Origin of the sequence: Bradyrhizobium sp. CSS354 (genome assembly GCF_029051725.1) — a bacterium.
Classification (GTDB): domain Bacteria; phylum Pseudomonadota; class Alphaproteobacteria; order Rhizobiales; family Xanthobacteraceae; genus Bradyrhizobium.
On record NZ_JAACFU010000017.1, the window covers coordinates 70828 to 87168 of the forward strand.

Sequence of the window (16341 nt, forward strand, 5' to 3'; positions counted from 1 at the left end):
CTCTCTCGCAGCCTGTAACCCGTCACGGCAAAACCGCGCGACACTCTGACTCTCGCCTCTACCTGAGAGAATGCGAAATCTGCGCCGCCCTTCCATCGGATGTTCATGGGAATTGCGTTGAGCTACCTGGGGCCGCACGCCCGACCAGGCGTGCGCCAGGGGCGCATCGCCTCAACGGAAAATGGCACCCGGAGAGCGTGAGCATAGCGACCCGAAGGGGCACGCGGGTCCGAGTGCAGCGACGAGACCGGTTCAATAGCGGCACCCGGGAACGGGGCAGTGATAGCGATCGCCGCAGGCGAGCCCCTTTCCCGAGTGCCCCCGGCGAGGAGCTCCGCATCCGTTGGCGCGAGGGATCGACGCCGCACGGCCTAGACGCAAAGCGGCTCGGTTCGATAACCCGGTGCGGCGGCAGCCGCACGCGAGCAAGTGGAAGAACTCCGCTAAGGCTTGAGTCAGAGGATCTAGATTTCCTCGCGCGCATGCGTCTGCGCGTCATAGATCCTGATCTGAAGCATGGGAAAACGCTTCTTTAGTTCTTCCCCACCTGCCCTGGCGCCGTTTCTGGTTGCAAATTCGGCTTTGAGCCGGCCGTCTACTTCAAGCGCGTAACCAGAGGTCGGCAATTCACGGGTGGCAGCAACCATTTCATTCCCATTGTGCAGTGATGTCATTGAGAATGATGGGTAGCATGAGTCGCCCAAACCGCGCGAGATTCGATTGCCAAAGGCCGTGATTGGCTATCACATTTGTGGATTGATTAGATGGGGCTGGCCGCTTTCGCCCAAGGCCCGATGCCTTCCACGATGTCGTGATCGAGAAACGTCTTGTACGTCTCTCCAGGGTCTTGTCCATCGCTCGCTTTAGTTCCGCTCGGTTGAGCTGCACCTGTGCGAATTTAAGGGCAAAGAAGCCGTCACTGTTGGCTTGTCCTTGCAGATCATCGCGCAACCAGGTCCAGGCGCGCGCGGAGTTTGGGGCGGTCTACACCGACGATCCGGGCGGCCCACCTCGTTGCTTAGAGTGAGTCTCCCAGTGGGAGCACCCCCTCCGCGTCTTGTCTTGCGGAAGCCAAGTAGCCGTCCCTGTCATCTTCGAAGTGGACGCCTTCCCTGACGAGTTCCTTTGCCCAATGGTCGTATAGTCGTCATGAGCATCGCCCTGATCATGAGCGCGCCCCGGAAATTCGATGTCGTACGCGATCGTGCCCGCGACCTCGATCAAAACAAGCGTCCGAATATATTTCTTCTTTCGCTCGGACTCATCGAAATGGCGAAAACCGCCCGGAGGGGCATCCTGCTCAAATTCCGTCTTGCCACGATCGACACCGAAATCGGAAGACGTTCAAGCAAGCAGCCCATAACCGCATGTCCCGCTTCGTGATAGGCCGTCTCTATCTTGTTTTCTTTCATTTCATGCGACACGGTCGCGTTTCTGCCAGTTGGCCGGCGAGACCATTGTAACCTGCGACCATCCTTGAAAACAGCCGGCTCGCGAGCCTGAGCGGCTGTGTTTTGCTGCGCGTCCAGATCCACCAGCCTCCGCTTCCAATCGTTGTTGCGGCGTGGTGACTCAGGCCAAGATCTACGCGATCGCCTGCCGTGGCAGCGTGAGCACCGTGAGGATCTCGTCGTCCGGCAGAAGGAACGACTGCTCTTCTACCTCGTACCGATCGCATCCCTTGAAATCGAACCAGGCATCGGCCGGATTCTTTCGGGGGAAGTTTTGTTCGTCGGCGCCTCGGAGCAGCATGTCGGCGGCGAACGTCTGATCGTCCAGTGCCCTGACGGGCCGCCACCATTCCGCGATCATCGGTGACGTCTTGTACCAGACGCGATCCCGCCTGTTGTGGCAAACAATGACCATGGGGAAATGGTTCAACGCGATCATCTTCACAAGCGTGGTCGTGAGACTGACGTCGAACTCATCGGCCAACTCCCTGGACGCCGCCAAAGTGAGGCGCTTCATCTTCCGAAGTCGCGGAAGAACCATAAAATTAGGAAGAATCAGATCGGAGGCGAAGTCGTCGGCACGCCGCTCCGGACTGAGCGCGTCATGCCTGAAATTGCAGACGTCGTTCTTGCCGCAGAAGAGAACCTTTCCGCGATCGTAGTGCCAATGCCCAAGCTCGTGTCCAAGGGAGAAGCGGCGACGCTGTCGCATGCTGAGGCTATTGACCGAGATGACGGCGCGCTTCTTCGATCCCAAGATCGTGGCTTCGCAGTTGTCGATCGGCCTGTAATTGACCACTGCGCCCTGCGTCCAGGCGATGGCATCGAGGTCGATATCCTTGGGCTCCGCGATCCCGAGCCCAACAAGCAGGCGCTCTGCCGGGGTCATTCTTCCCATTCTACCTTGTCCTCGTTTTCAAGCGCCTCGAGCTGCGCCAGATCCTTCAACAGGTTTTCCTCATCGCGCTCAGAAAGTTTGCCACCCTTGCGCGCGGCCATCGTTGACTCGGCGACCTCACCGGATCGCATCCCATCGAAACGGCGACGCGCTTTCGCAAGGTCGAAGCTCTTGACGTTGTCCTGCTCACGGTATGCCTTCGATTCATCCTGAGCCCGCTCGAAACGCATCCGAGCGGCACGCGCCTTCGCCTGCTCCAAAGCGCGGCCGGCGCGGGCCACCGCCTTCTCGAAATCGTCACCCGCTTCCTTGAAGTCTTCGCGCAGATCGGCTTCCGAGGCTTCCAGTATGCTGTCGTCGATGGCCCGGTCGAGCTTCGACAATTTCTCGCGGTCTGTTGGATCTCTGCTCATCGCCGCCATCCCTTCGGATACTCCCGACGGGCGATGCGCCGGATTTTCTTGATCACGTAGTCCAGGCGCGCCTGGTCGACGCCAAGGAAATCCCGCAGCGTCTCGCCCCTCATGTCATTCTCCCAGCCGAGTAGCACCATGCTCATCTCCTCGTCGGCGCTGTTCAGTGCCGCACAGACCTCCAATGCCCCCCGATCCTGTTCCGCCCGGATCGCCGCGTCCTCCGGGCTCGGTCCCGACGCTTTCAATTCGAACTTCGACTTGCGCCCGCCGGTCGTCACGTCCTCGATCGGAACCTGCTGCTGCAGATGATCGCGCCGGTGGCCGGCGATGTTCCGCATCGACTGGACCAGGAAGACTATGAACCTGGTGATCCGCGGGCAGCGCTTCTCCTCGAAGAGCGCGGAACACATCGCCTCCTGCAATAGGTCGCCCTCGGCGAAGTCGGTCCCACCAAGGTAACGGCGTTCGACGGCGTCCAGACGAGCGAGGTCGAGCGGTGTCAGCCCGTCCAGCGCCGACGCCACCTTATCGTATGTGAGGTGCTCGGTCGCGGAGGCCGATACTTCGGGAGGCGGCACGCTGATGTCGTCCATAGCTTCACGCATCCTATGCCGGCCAAAAATCTCTTTCGGACAAAAAAATCGAGTCCGAACGCGCAGCTGGCCGGCATGCAGGTGTAGAGGCGACCGGTTTCGATGGGAACCGGGGGCAACCATTCGAACCGGTGATGCAACAATGAATTACATAACAGAACGGGCGCAGCTGCGCCAATCGCAGCTGGCGGACCTCATCGAGGAGGCCTGCCAGCATCTCGAGCCGTCGTCCTATCAGCGCGCGGTCGCGCAGCAGCGCTATGAAGGCGTCGGCGACTGGCTCTCCCAGTACGACGACCGCTGCTGCTGGCCGAAAACGCCATCCGGCTTCAGGGCTCCGTGGCGATCGGCTCGACGGTCAAGCCGATTGGCATCGCCGAGTGCGACGTCGATCTGGTGGCGCACGTGCCGGATATCGACACCGCCATCTCGCCCGCGATGCTTAAGGCGCGCATTGGGGACCGTCTTCGGGCGAACGGCCACTACGCCACCCTGCTGCTGGAGATGCCCCGCTGCTGGCGGCTCAACTATGCCGACGAATTCCACCTGGACATCACCCACAGCATCCCCAACCCCGGCTGTACGCTCGGTGGCGAACTCGTCCCCGACAAGACATTGAAGTCCTGGAAGGCATCCAATCCCATGGGGTACCGCGCGAAGTTCGAGCGCCGTGCCAAGCTGCGTGCCCGCATCCGCTCCGCCTTCGGATGGACCCTCGCCAGCACCATCGCGAAGGACTCGGTAGAGCCCTATCCCGAGCAAATGAAGCTGAAGGGCCTCTTGCGCCGGACCGTGCAGATCGCAAAGCGCCATCGTGATCTCGAATTTATCGGCGACACCGACGGCCTGGCGCCGCTGTCGATCATTGTCTGCGCTCCAACACGATCCCACCGAGCAAGTAGGCGTTGCCGCCGAGTTTGCGCTCTATGTCGCGGATGATGCGGCCGAGATAGGTCTTGAGTTTCTTCGAGGCCCGGTTGGCGCGCTTGAACTGTTTGGCGTGGGCGTAGCGCTGGTGCTTGGCCGATTTTGCAAGCTTCTGGGCAGTCAAAGCCAGAAAGCTTGCAATCTCAAAGCCAATGTGGCCCGGAAAATCGATTCTTGATCAACCGCTTGGATGGTTCTTCACGAACGACTAACTAGACCCCAGCAAAGACGGGCCGCAGGGCGTCGCATCGCTCGTTGTGGGCTAGGCCTTCCTTGTGACGTGCGTGTTGCAATCGCCCTGAATGATTCTGCTGGTCGCGAGCACTTCGGAGGCGCTTACATAGCCCGATCGTGCATTTCCGATTAACATCTCTCATCATGTCTCCTCCTGCGACTGCACTTTGGGAGCCCCAGGAGACTTTTCCTGCGCAATCGAACAAGACCCGCTGCAACAAACCTACTCGCCCCTGTAGGTGGCCAAGGTTTGGAGCAGCCGCGGCATATAATACTGTTTTGTATCTTCCGGCACGATTTCCGAATCGTCTAGCCATGTCATTGCCCGCTCGATCAGCTCGATCGCGCGTTGCTTGTCACCACTCTCGTAGTAATACTGAGCGACCACTCTATAAGAAGTAAGGGTGGGGCCGCCGCTGTCTTGCACTGAATTGAGGATATGTTCCGACACCTCCCTGCCGATCGCAAAGCGCTCGGCACGCGGAAGGTGGGCCTTATCGTTCTCCGGATCAAAGAGTTGCTCCATCACGGCAATCAGCCCACGCACAGCGTCTGACCGTTTCTCAATCGCATCTCGAACCAGTTGGCGCAAGACCTGGAACCCGGTCGCCGTGTCGCGCATTTGAAGCAACAGACCCGCCTGAATCTCGCGGAAGTGTCGATCGTCCGGCATCATGGCAATGCCCTCTTCGGCCGCTGAGAGCGCTGCCGGCCAATCCTTTGCTTCCATCGCCGATCGAATCGTCCGCTGGATTGAGGATACGCGCACTAGGTGTTGGTCTTCCGCAATCCGTTTCGCATCAGCGGCTTTAGCGTCATCGCTGCTACGCCAAGTTCCGTTGATAATTTTCGGCAAGACGTGGTCGATGTCGATCGGATCACCGATAAAGGCAATGTGGCCGTCGCGGTCGACGACGAACGATCTCGGAATCCCAAGAGAAGAGCTGGCTTCCATCCAAAGCTTGTTCATTGCGCCGGTACTGTCGAACCCGATTCGATAGTTCAGATTTGAGAACTTTTCGGTCAACCATGCGTCCAACTTGGCGCGAGCCTCATCCGCCGTTGGTGCTTTTTCATAGGCTGCGACTCCGACGACCTCAAGCCCCTCGTCTTTGTATTTTGCTTGCTGCTCTATCAGATGGGGCATCGCCTCCACACATGCGTCGCACCAAGTTGCCCAAAATTCGACGATGTACACTTTCCCTGGCTCGAAGTTCGTGAGGCGCTCGCCACGCAGCCAGTTCTCGACTTTGAGCGAAGGAGCCGCGGACTCGATGCATAGCGCCATGATTGTCTCCAAAGTGACCTGTTGCGCGACCTTGTCGCTTCACCCGAATAGCAATCACCTGCCACGCTGTCCACGCGCGCTAAGCTACATGACAAAGATTTGAGAAACATCCACACGCCCAGTAGGTCCCTGTATGAAACCTGACAAGCGTTGCGTCGACGTCAGATTTCGGGCACGCATCGCGACCTTCGTGCCGTCAGAAGATCGTCTTGCGAATGCGCATTGCGAGCCGCGCTGCGCCAGTAGGAGGTACGCGAGAAGCCGGATGGTGCCCGCTGACCGACAAGTGACATGCGCCCTCTTTCCAAGCTGGCGAGGAACAAGTCGATCGGCGAGGCGCAGTAATTGAATCAGCCGTTGAATCGCGCCCAAACCCAGTCCTTTGTCTCAAAGGTGGAGATGCAATACGATTTAGAATCACTCAGTCGATTTTGTTGACGATTGCGACGAACTCATCGAGCAGGCTGCGCATTTCGCTGATGGTGAGCGGCAATTTCAGGCGATCGTGAGCAACTGTCTCGCGCGATGGTGAGCAGCGGCTTTGACCGACATGGTGATTGGCTCAGGGGTTTGAGTTGGCGTCAAGAGTTTGATTGCGGGCGTTCTGCTTTCGCATGCTTTCTCCTCAGAGTTGCAGACGGTGAGCGTTATGAACGAGGCGGTCCAGGATAGCGTCGCCGAGGGGGCACCCCTCGCTTTTGGCCGGAGACGAAGACGCTGAACTTGTGATCAGGCGGCGCGTTGTGGCCGCGGTATCCCTTGTCGGCGAGGATGCGCGCGGTCGTGCTGCCGACCAGCGCCTCCATGTCCAGAATCACGGTTGCCAGTGTGTGACCGTCATAGGGGTGCCGGGCAGCGCCTTGACGTGGGTGACGAACTGGCCGCCCTTGCAGTGCTTGAGGGTGGTGGCAACGCTGACCTTGACGCCGAACTCGTAGGGCCGATGGGCCTTGCCTTTGCCGATGCATTCGACTTCCGGCGCATGCAGGGAATAGACCTTCGGCCCGCGTTGACGTTGCTGCTGCTAGCGCACGCGGCGTGCCAGCATCAGCAACGTGGTGAACGTCGCTTCGAGCCCGCCATTGCCCTCGATCTCGCGGCCGATATCGCGGATCACGCGACCGAGATAGGTCCGTAGCGTCTTGAGCGCCCGGTTGGCGCGCTTGAACTGCTTGGCGTGGGCATAGCGCTGATGCTGGATCAGGGCGAACTTGCCCACCCGCGATAGGATTGACGCAAGCTCACCCCATGGCGCAGCGCCAGCCGCACCAGCTTCTCGCGCGCCCGGTTCAGAAGCTTGGCATCATTGGGGAACGTCACGTTCTTGGGCTGCACCGTGGTGTCGACAATCACCCGTGATAGCTCGGATGGCTTGATGGCCTTGGTCCTGGTGGTAACCGACAGGCTCTCCTGCAGCAACGCTTGCAGCCGCGCCTCGCCCATCCGGTTGCGGCAGCGCGTCAGCGTCGAACGATCAAACACTAGCCGATGCTGGAAGAACTCCTCGCCGCAGAACTATTGGTAATAGGGGTTCTCGACCCACCGCTCGCACAGCACCTCGTCGGAGAGGCCGTAGGTGTGCTTGAGGATCGAAAGCCCCGCCATCAATCGCGTCGGCAATGGTGGGCGGCCCGGATCATCGGTGTAGATCGCCCCAAACTCCCGCTCCAGGAACTCCCAATCCACCGTGCGCCCCAGCGCCACCAGCGGATGCTTCAGGTCGATGATCTGATCGAGCCGAGAGCGGAACATCCTCCTCTCCCGTCTCCCGCCGTTCCGGTGCCCGGATCTGGTCATCTGGTCCCCCGCCAAAAACATCCAAAGGCGAGTGAATCACAGATCAAATTTGCAAGGAATTTGGAGGGTTCTGTGAGGTCGCGCTCACGCGAGGGCGCGGCAGGCGCTTGTGACGCGACCTCATTGAAGCCGGATTGAACGAAGGCGCGGGCGGGTATGCGTGGTTTTGCAGCTATGGGGATTGTTGGAGATCGCAAGGCCCGGTCTGCCGGCTCGGCACGTGAGGCAGAGCTGCGAGATGTGTGCATCGGGGAAGAGTTGAGATCAGGCGCGCTTTGTCGGAGATCGCGACAGGCGTTTTGCTGCATCGGACGGCTGTTGTCGCGCCGTGTGGCAGCACGGATTCGACAGCGTCCGCGATGATCGAGACGCTGGGAGCGGAATGACGAATGGCGATCGTTGTGCACGGCATGACTTGGCTCACGATGTATCGCACCGGAACGGAGGACTGGAGCGGTTGAAGTTGCGTCGAAAGCGCTCGACGATGCGCATGACGCCACCACACTCAGGACAGGCGGGAGCCTTGGGCCACGTCAAAGCGTCCGACTCCGCTGGCGACGGCTCGCCATCGTTTGGCGCTGTCCGCTCACGATCGAGAAGTTCGCGGCAAAGGGCGGTTTGGCAGCGCGATGGCTGTTGGCCATGAAGCCGAAGTGGCGGATGCGATGGAAGCCATCGGGCAGCGTGTGAAGAAGGAAGCGGCGGATGAACTCGTCGGCCTTGAGCTTCATGATCTTTGTCGTGCCGTTCTGGCGGTAGTCCTTCCAGGTAAAGGCGACGTGATCCTGGTCGAGGGCTACGAGCCGGCTGTTGGCTATTGCAACGCGATGGGAATAGTGGCCGAGATCCAGCACCTGCGCGGCGCCGCCGAACGGCCGTTTGGCGTAGACGACCCAGCTGATGCGCCGCATGGCGACGAGGTGAGCTGTGAAGGCAGCAGGCTCGGCCAGGGATGCGAGATCGCCGAAGAAGTTCAGGGGGCCGGCGTCGAAGGCAGCGGTCAGACGTTCGAGGAACAGGCGTCTGAACAGCCGGGCGAGCGGCTTGACGGCCAGGAAGAAGTTTGGTCGGCTGGCGATCAAGCGCGGCGCGCTATCGGGCGAGAGGCCGCCGCCCGGCACGACGCAGTGGACGTGGGGATGGTGCGTCAGCGCCTGCCCCCAGCGGCGGCTTTGAACAGGATCGCATAAACGATGGCCTTGTTCTGAAAGGCGGCGATCGGAGCCGGCAGTGTGAAGACGACGTGGAAATAGGGAACCGGCAGCAGGTCGGCTTCTCCCGCGGCGAGCCACGCGGCCCGGGCTGGCCCCTGACACTTCGGACAGTGCCGGTTGCGACAGGAATTATAGGCGACGCGTGTCGTGCCGCAGTCGTCGCAAGCCTCCATGTGGCCGCCGAGCGCCTCGGTCCGGCACGCCACGATTGCGCTCATCACGCGCCGCTCGACCCGACCGAGATGACCGGCATGTACACGGCGATAGGTGTCGCCATGCCGGCGCAGAATATCAGCAATCTCGATGGCGGGCCTGTTGGCGCGGCTGTCGGGGCGGATCATCACCCGCATCCCGCCGCGGATCATCCAGGTGGCGTCACCTCCAGCGACAGGCGATCGAGCGGGCTCTGCGTCGCCCGGCCCGTATCGGTGGCGACCTGCGTGTACCGTGCTGATGTACGAGAGAGCAACGATCACGCCAACGCCAGGGGCACTCATGAGGCGCTTGGCGATCGGATCGGCGGTCGCTCGGCGGCACAGTGCACTATCGAATACACCGATTTGCTCCTGCAGTGTGCTCAAGGCAATCAGCATTGGTTCGACAATCGTCAGCAGGACGGGCTTGTCCTGGATTGCAGAGCGAACGATCCGGATGAAGCGCCGCTGACTTCCGATCTTGAGGATCAAGCCAAAGGTTTTCAGCAGTCCGCGGACAGTATTCTTGATCTTCAAGGGCGTGCTAAACGAGCTGTGCGCGGGCGCTGATCATTGCGCGGATCGCGTAGGTATCCATGCTTTTGACCAGCACTTGCCGATACCAGCCGACGCGAACCACTTGGGCGATCCCATGCGCGTCGTTAGCATCGGTTTTGTTGATCTGGAGCGACAGCGCTGCCTTGGCATGGCGCGCGTCGATGCAAATAATGGGCACTCGACGCTTCTTCAGCTCGTGGAAGAGCCAGACGGAAAGCATGCCGGTCTCGAGGCCAACGCGCAGAGCATTTGGCGCATGCTTGCAGACAAGCCGCTCAATCTCGTCGGGGGTCGATGCGCAACATCCGCGCCAGAGCGTTCTACCAGCTTCGTCGACAACACAAGCTTTGGTTTCTTCAAGCGACACATCGAGGCCGACATATTGCGCAATCGGCTGCATTGCATTGCTCCTTGTATAGGGAACGGAATCAGTGTGCAGAGGCTAGCAATAAGCGTGCTCCGCGATTACCCCATGTCCCGACCACCCTTCGCGCAGCTGCCGCGCGCAGGGGCGGTCAAGGCTGGCCGCAGTTTGCGGCCACCGCAAGGCTCGGCCTTGACCGGCCCGAGCACGGCGGCATCCTCGATCGGATCGGGCCTGGAAATAAACAATGACTCACCGGCCCAGTGTCCCGGGGGGATGGGAACTAGCCCGAACGGCGATTGTTATTGTCGTGCGCGGGTGACCTCGTGGCGAAGAGCGGCGCGTCGGCTGCAAGCGTCGCCGGGCAGCCCTATCTGTGTCCTGCCGGGTTGAGGCGCCCGCGCGCCTTTTCTTTTGGCGGGCGCGGGCGCCAAGCTTCGACAAAGTGCTCATACCTTCTCTGCGCTTGCTCAGCGACGTGCATCTCCTGATGGCGGAGTTGTTTGATATTGTACGCGTAGGCAGGGCCGCGCGTGTTGCCTTTTTTCTGCGCTCGGCCAGCCTGTAACTCCATGCCGCGCATCTTGTGAGCGACAAGACTGGGCCGGGCCAGAGGCAATCCTCTTCGTTAGTGAGCAGATGCCAGCACAGGACGGTCAGCTTGCGACGGCGGCCACCTGATGGCCCCGTCTGGCGCGGATGCGCACGAAGAAAGCGTGGAGCGGTCCGGGTGTCTTGGCGGCAGCCCAGGCGGCTTCTACCAGCATGGCCCGGGCGTGGCTACGTCCGACCTTGCTGATCCGGCCGTGATGAGCGGCACCGAGGCCCGACTGGTGCACACGCGGATTGAGCCGAAGTAGCTGACCAGTTTCTGCGGGCTCTTGAAGCGCGTGATACCGCCAATTGCCGCCATCAACCCGGCCGCCACCGCCAGATTGACGCCGGTGATCGTCAGCAGCCGCCTGACCGAGCCGTCGTCCAGGCTGTTTGTGGCGATCTCCCGATGGAGTATCGTGAGGTCTTCGGCGAGCCGATCGAGCTCGCGCACATGCCGCTCAATAGCATCCCGTTCGTCGTCGGGTACTGGCTGGTGCGCCAGCCAATCGCGGCCGCGGCCGTTGAATGAATCGGCGTGCGGACATTTTGGGATTAGGTGCGCGTGAAGGATTGCGTTGCACTTTCCGATGCGCACGACCTGGTAACGCCGAGCGATCAGCCTGCGCAACCGTTCTGTGGCCGCGTCCGGCATCCAGATATCCGGCAGATAGCCGGCCGCGTACAAGCTGGCCAGCGTGCCCGCGTCGACCTTGTCGATCTTCACATGGGCATGCGCGATTGTCTTCACCTGCAATGGGTTGGCGATGACCACCCGCTTCACAAACGGCGACAGCACCCGTGACACCGCCATGCAGTTGCAGGTCGCTTCGATCACCACCTGGTCTAGATGTAGCTGGGTCCGCTCCGCCTATTCCGTGGGGTCATGCAGAGAGCCGCGCTGGAGCAAGCGCGGGATATAATGCTGGCCCATGAGGAGACCTATCCCATGCCTAGGTTAGGTCCCGAGCGTTGCCGTTGTTGCAACCACTGCTGTCGCGTTTACGACGTATGTCGCAATCGCTTCGATAGCCGATAGTGCTGCAGTTGGAAGCGGCAGCTTCCCAGGCTGATCGGTGCTCCTCAGGAGAGTTTGCGATCGCCGTCGCGTGGTACGGCATTTGCTAATCTCATTCCAGTCGTCTCTGCTCCACGAGAAACACATGGGCGAAGTGCAAGACGTTGTGCTGTCCGCACGAGAAAAACAGTGCTTACGGTGGGTACATGCAAAGTGAATAACGTTCGCTCGTTTGGATGGGGGCGCCTATGGAGCATCGTTGCTGTTCGCAAGCGTGCGCTCCTTTACGTTCTTCTGCTGATGATTGCGGAATATTTGATCGCTCTCGTTCCTCCGATAGCCACGCAGAAGGCGATAGATGGGGCTAATTCGCGAACAACAATCGACCTTGCTTGGTTACTTATAGTTGCTGGGCTCGCATTTTTTGGACAAACTGTGTGCGGCGCTAAACGTCACAGTTTGGTTGCAAAACTGTGCACGTTCGTCGATCGGCGACTATCTCGATCGGCGTTTTGTCAGATGATTCGCCGACGAGCTGATGGGCGTGATTATGCGCCGGGACATCTGCAGTACTGCCTTCAACAGCTTGATGCACTGAGACACTTTGTTGTGCAGGGCGTTCCAGAATTCGTCTTTGGTTTGGGGGCGGCAGCAATTTCGTTGGTCGTTATGCTGTACTACGATCAAGTTATCGCAGTGGTAGTGTTGGTCTTCGCTGTTGTTAGTGCCGAATTTTCGCGGCGGCGGTCAAAGCACGCCAAGGCGGGGGTTGAAGCAGACTTTCGGAATGGCAGTCGCTGTTATGGCATACTGTCTGAGACGGTCACCGCGTTTTCGGCCGTTAAGGCTCATGGTCTTGAAAGCATTCAGTATCACCGCTGGAGGGATGCAATAGAGGACCTACTTAGAGGAAATGAATATCTGTCACTTTGTTATCACCGGGCTGCAATGGGTGTTCAGCTGCATGGAACGATCCTCGCGCTCGCAATTCTTGGTTTGGGCTGCTGGCGCATAGCGAATGAAAGACTGTCAGTGGGAGAACTAATGGCGTTACAAATGCTTGCCGGCCGGGTCATGAGCCCAATCATGACCGCAGCAAGCATTGTTCAATCGTTCCAAGAAGCGAATCTGATCGTTCAGCAGTTGCGGGATCTTTGGGCTGAACAGAAGGAGAACCCTGAGATACTTCCCGTGGAACGCCCCCACAAGCCTTCTGAGATCGAGTTAATTGGCGTGACCCTGACATACACAGCAACGCGGCCAGCCGCGATCAGCGATATTTCATGCAAGTTTCCAGATCGAGGAATAGTCGCGATCGTCGGGAAAAATGGTTCGGGAAAGTCGACGCTTATGCATATCTTATTGGGTCTTGAACGAAACTACGATGGACGCATTCTAGTTGGTGGCGCCGATCTGCGGTCGTTTCGGCCCCGACACTGGCGATCCACAATTGGAATCGTGACCCAAGATACGTTCTTGTTTGGAGGTACAGTGCGACAAAATGTCGACGTTTCGGGTAAGCGAGGAGACGATGAGTTAAGAGCGGCGCTCAGGAGAGCCGGAGCGCTTGAGTTTGTAGACGCACTCCCACTTGGTTTAAGTACGGTATTGGAGACCCGAGGAGAGGATCTCTCGGGCGGACAGCGTCAGCGGATTGCGCTAGCGCGTGCTTTTATCAAAGACCCGTCGATCGTAATTTTGGATGAACCAAGTTCTTTCTTGGATCCGGAGGCGGTCGCTTCATTGGAGAAGTCCCTGATCGAGTGGTCTCGAGACCGACTGCTTATCCTCATTTCGCATAACATGGCTCTAACGCGGTCAGCTGATAGCATTCTGGTGTTGCAGGAAGGACGCTTGGAGAGTGCTGGTTCTCACAATCAATTGTTGGGAAACTGCTCATCTTACGCCGCGCTGTGGTCCGACTACATTCGATCGACCCAGAGCGTTGATGAAGCATAAGGACAGGGGTGGAAGGAATGTACAACACCTTTCAGAACAATCCGCAAGCGCTGCGCCTTTCTCGGCCCAGCAGGGGACTTCGCTTGCAAGTCTGATGCAGCAGCATGAACGAGTTTTTCCGTACGGTTGGAAAACACCGTCAGGTTCTTTGCTGCCGAACTATCGAGAACGCATTTCGCCGGGAGCTCGGCAAAGATGGCGAGCAAGCCGGTCCCTGCGGAGGGCTTCAAAACCCGGTCGGACGGTGTGACGCCGGCCGCGGTGCATGCGGCGAGCCCAAGCGGGATCGGCGTCGAGAACTGTTGAAGGGCTTGGCTGTCCTCGGATCGGCGCGTGCATTACCTGCAACCCGGCGGATCGAGCTTGTTCAGTCGAGGCGCCTACATATGGAGCAAGTCCGAGCAGCCGGGCTCTACAGAACCGATGCGATAGCCTATCGTTCGCTCCTAAAGGAAGGATATATCAAAGGCGTACGGGAGGATCGTCCTGCAGTCGTGCAGTTGAATGGCTTGATTGCAAGCCTTGCTGTCGGTGACCCGATTGCTGTCATAGGTGCTCAATCGATTGCCGCCCGCGCCGTAAAAGCCGTGGCCCGCATAATAAAAAATGAACAGCGCATCGTCGTCGAGAGCGTGGATCTTGTAGGCTAGATGGTCCTTGACCGCGATCAAGCTCGCGTCGGTGTCCTTCATGACCTCGATCTCGACATCGCCTGCCGGCAAGTGCTTGAAAATCTCCAGCACCGCGTCGCGGATTCCGTCCGCGTCGGCATGAGCAAACGCGACTGACGGCAGCGCATCGCCATTCGACGGCTTTCGATAAGATCGCACCACGAATTTGGACGAGAACGGGACTGCGCGGCCCAGGCAGAGCGCGGTGGCTGATGCGCGCGCGGAGTTGCTGCGCTCCGCACCGGCCGAGCCTCCTGTACCCCAAATCAAGGTTTCTGATGCCGCTTCCGTACTCGACATGGGAATTATAGTGACTTCAGCGGCCCCCACCATTCTTCACAGCGGCCGGCTTACGCCTGAGCATTCCGTGCCGGGCCAAGTCGACGTTGAGCAGCTCCTCGCGCCCGCGCTCGCCGGCTCACCTCCAGCTATGCCGATGGGCGCGCGCATTTCAGAGGCGCACGACGAGGCACACAGCTGGACGGCAACTTGGTTAGGTGTGCTGCTGATGACGCTTGGTGGCTTCTCGATCCTAAGCTCGAGCCGCACGCTTCGGCACGCGGTGAGATTACGCCAGTGAGCTGGCGCAATACGCGCGCGACGCCGCGCGATCGATGAATTCCAGGAGTTGGTATAGCCGAATTGCCACGTACAAAGGATCCGCGCGCCCTCGCTTAGATTGGCACTGCCTTAGACGAACATTCGATTACGATGATGGTCCTCCTTTTGGATGGGGCCATCATGCGGTACAACGTTTTGGTGGTGGACAGCAGCCGGCGAGTGATCTGCGCCGCAAAGCTCGACTGCGTTGACGAGCAGGCGGCGAGACGTATAGACGGCCGGTCTCGCGGCCGAGTTAGTTCGAACATCGTGAGACCCGCCGGACCTGGCAGGTTGCCGACATGTCGCAGGGCCACACTTATCGCGGCGCGCTCAGTTCCTGGCGGACGACCCGGCGCCGTTCGGGCGTCTCGCCGTTGATGCCTCGCTCGATCTCGAACAGGGCGTCTATCCGGCGGACTGTTTCCAGCGCCAGCGGCGAGATCACTGGCGGCTTCTTGCCCTGAGCCTTGCGACGCGCATTCTCGGCCAGATCAGCCATCACGAAGAACGGCCGCCGGGCATGGACCCAGCACGCGGCTTCCAGGATCGGACCGGCGGTGCGGCCCGGTTCGTAAAGCCTGCCATAGCCCCCATAGGCATCGGCCTGGAAAATTCCGCTGTAGTTGGCCAAGTGAGCCTGGGGATGCTCGCCGGCCCGATCGCGCGAGTAATAGAACACCGCCCCCGGCGGGGCCGGCCCTCCAAAGGGCTTGTCGTCGCGCACATAGACCCAGATCCGGCCGGTGTCGGTCTTGCCTTTGGCCAGGACCGGGACCGTGGTGTCGTCCCCGTGCAATCGCTCGGCGCTCAGCACATAGGCCTCGAGGCGCTTGAACAAGGGTGCCAGCGCCGCGGTGCAGCCGCCGACCTGGTCGGCCAGGATCGACAGACTGATTGGCACACCCTCCTTGGCATAGCGCTCCGCTTGCCGGTTCAGCGGCTGATGTTGACCAAACTTCTCGAACAGCACCATCGCCAGCAGGCTTGGCCCCGCCCAGCCGCGGGCAAGCACATGGAACGGCGCCGGAGCCTGGCTGATCTTCTCGCAATCACGGCAAGTAAACTTCTCGCGGACGTGCTGGATCACTTTCCAGGATTTCGGGATCACCTCCAGCGTCTCGGTGATGTCCTCGAGGAGCTTGGACAGCCGCGCGCCGCCACAGCAGGCGCACGCCACAGGCCCCGCCACTATCACCCGCTCGCGAGGCACATGCTCCGGGAACGGCTGGCGTGACGGCCGCTTGCGCGTGAACGACGCCACCTTCGTGGTTTTGGCCGCGGCCATTTCGGCGGTGAGTTCGTCCTCCGTCGCCGAACTCTCCAGCTCCTCCAACGTCAGTTCAAGCTGATCCAATAGCCGCGCGGTACGCTCCGAGCGCGGACCATGGCGGTCGCGGTTAAGTTTCTCGATTTGCAGCTTCAGATGGGCGATCAACGCCTGGTCGTCCGACTGCCGGGCACGGGCGGCCGCAGCCTCCGCCCGTGCAACGATCAATGCCGCTTGCAGCGTTTCGACGTCGTCTGGCAGCGATTCAAGGTCGTCACCCATGGCCCCGATGGAA

10 protein-coding genes and 4 pseudogenes are annotated in these 16341 nt (G+C 60.0%); 3 read left to right on the forward strand and 11 right to left on the reverse strand.

Going from position 1 to position 16341, the window contains the following annotated elements:
* Positions 1–464: 464 nt before the first annotated feature.
* Positions 465–647 (reverse strand): hypothetical protein, encoded by a 183-nt coding sequence (locus tag GWG67_RS30415; protein WP_275173038.1) that lies wholly within the window; start codon positions 645–647, stop codon positions 465–467.
* Positions 648–1149: 502 nt separating this feature from the next.
* On the opposite strand from GWG67_RS30415, the gene GWG67_RS30420 reads away from it, so the two are divergent.
* Positions 1150–1383, forward strand: coding sequence for a hypothetical protein (locus tag GWG67_RS30420; protein WP_275173039.1), 234 nt, complete (start codon positions 1150–1152; stop codon positions 1381–1383).
* Between the two features lie 201 nt (positions 1384–1584).
* On the opposite strand, the gene GWG67_RS30425 is transcribed toward GWG67_RS30420, so the two are convergent.
* The 3 genes from GWG67_RS30425 to GWG67_RS30435 are packed head-to-tail and all read right to left on the reverse strand — an operon-like array spanning position 1585 to position 3358.
* A complete protein-coding gene (locus GWG67_RS30425; protein WP_342761065.1) occupies positions 1585–2349 on the reverse strand; it encodes an ImmA/IrrE family metallo-endopeptidase in 765 nt (254 codons plus the stop codon).
* Positions 2337–2762, reverse strand: coding sequence for a hypothetical protein (locus GWG67_RS30430; RefSeq protein WP_275173043.1), 426 nt, complete (start codon positions 2760–2762; stop codon positions 2337–2339). Before GWG67_RS30430 ends, GWG67_RS30425 begins: the two co-directional genes overlap by 13 nt.
* The gene (locus tag GWG67_RS30435) at positions 2759–3358 is read right to left on the reverse strand and encodes a hypothetical protein (protein WP_275173044.1); all 600 of its coding nucleotides are present in this window, start codon (positions 3356–3358) and stop codon (positions 2759–2761) included. Before GWG67_RS30435 ends, GWG67_RS30430 begins: the two co-directional genes overlap by 4 nt.
* Before the next feature lie 339 nt (positions 3359–3697).
* Between GWG67_RS30435 and GWG67_RS30440 the strand changes: the two genes are divergently transcribed.
* Positions 3698–4297 carry a hypothetical protein gene (locus GWG67_RS30440; RefSeq protein WP_275173046.1) on the forward strand — a complete coding sequence of 200 codons (600 nt, stop codon included), beginning with the start codon at positions 3698–3700 and terminating at the stop codon, positions 4295–4297.
* Between the two features lie 445 nt (positions 4298–4742).
* Here GWG67_RS30440 and GWG67_RS30445 read toward each other — a convergent pair whose 3' ends face one another.
* From GWG67_RS30445 to GWG67_RS38975, 5 genes and pseudogenes are all read right to left on the reverse strand, one after another.
* Positions 4743–5807: a TlpA disulfide reductase family protein gene (locus GWG67_RS30445; protein WP_275173048.1), complete on the reverse strand. Its 1065-nt coding sequence runs from the start codon at positions 5805–5807 to the stop codon at positions 4743–4745.
* Positions 5808–6493: 686 nt separating this feature from the next.
* Positions 6494–7604, reverse strand: a pseudogene (locus GWG67_RS30450) (IS5 family transposase); the annotation flags it as partial.
* A gap of 420 nt (positions 7605–8024) precedes the next feature.
* Positions 8025–9159, reverse strand: a pseudogene (locus GWG67_RS30455) (transposase).
* A 397-nt stretch (positions 9160–9556) separates the two neighbouring features.
* A complete protein-coding gene (locus GWG67_RS30460; protein ID WP_275173050.1) occupies positions 9557–9970 on the reverse strand; it encodes a transposase in 414 nt (137 codons plus the stop codon).
* A 334-nt stretch (positions 9971–10304) separates the two neighbouring features.
* A pseudogene (locus tag GWG67_RS38975) lies at positions 10305–11369 on the reverse strand (IS110 family transposase).
* A gap of 390 nt (positions 11370–11759) precedes the next feature.
* Here GWG67_RS38975 and GWG67_RS30475 point away from each other — a divergent pair.
* Positions 11760–13505, forward strand: a complete 1746-nt coding sequence (locus GWG67_RS30475; RefSeq protein WP_275173055.1) for a peptidase domain-containing ABC transporter — start codon at positions 11760–11762, stop codon at positions 13503–13505.
* Positions 13506–13951: 446 nt separating this feature from the next.
* Here GWG67_RS30475 and GWG67_RS30480 read toward each other — a convergent pair whose 3' ends face one another.
* Both GWG67_RS30480 and GWG67_RS30485 read right to left on the reverse strand, forming a co-directional pair.
* A complete protein-coding gene (locus GWG67_RS30480) occupies positions 13952–14476 on the reverse strand; it encodes a caspase family protein (RefSeq protein ID WP_275173056.1) in 525 nt (174 codons plus the stop codon).
* 640 nt (positions 14477–15116) lie between these two features.
* Positions 15117–16328 (reverse strand): annotated as a pseudogene (locus GWG67_RS30485) (IS66 family transposase); the annotation flags it as partial.
* Positions 16329–16341: the final 13 nt, after the last annotated feature.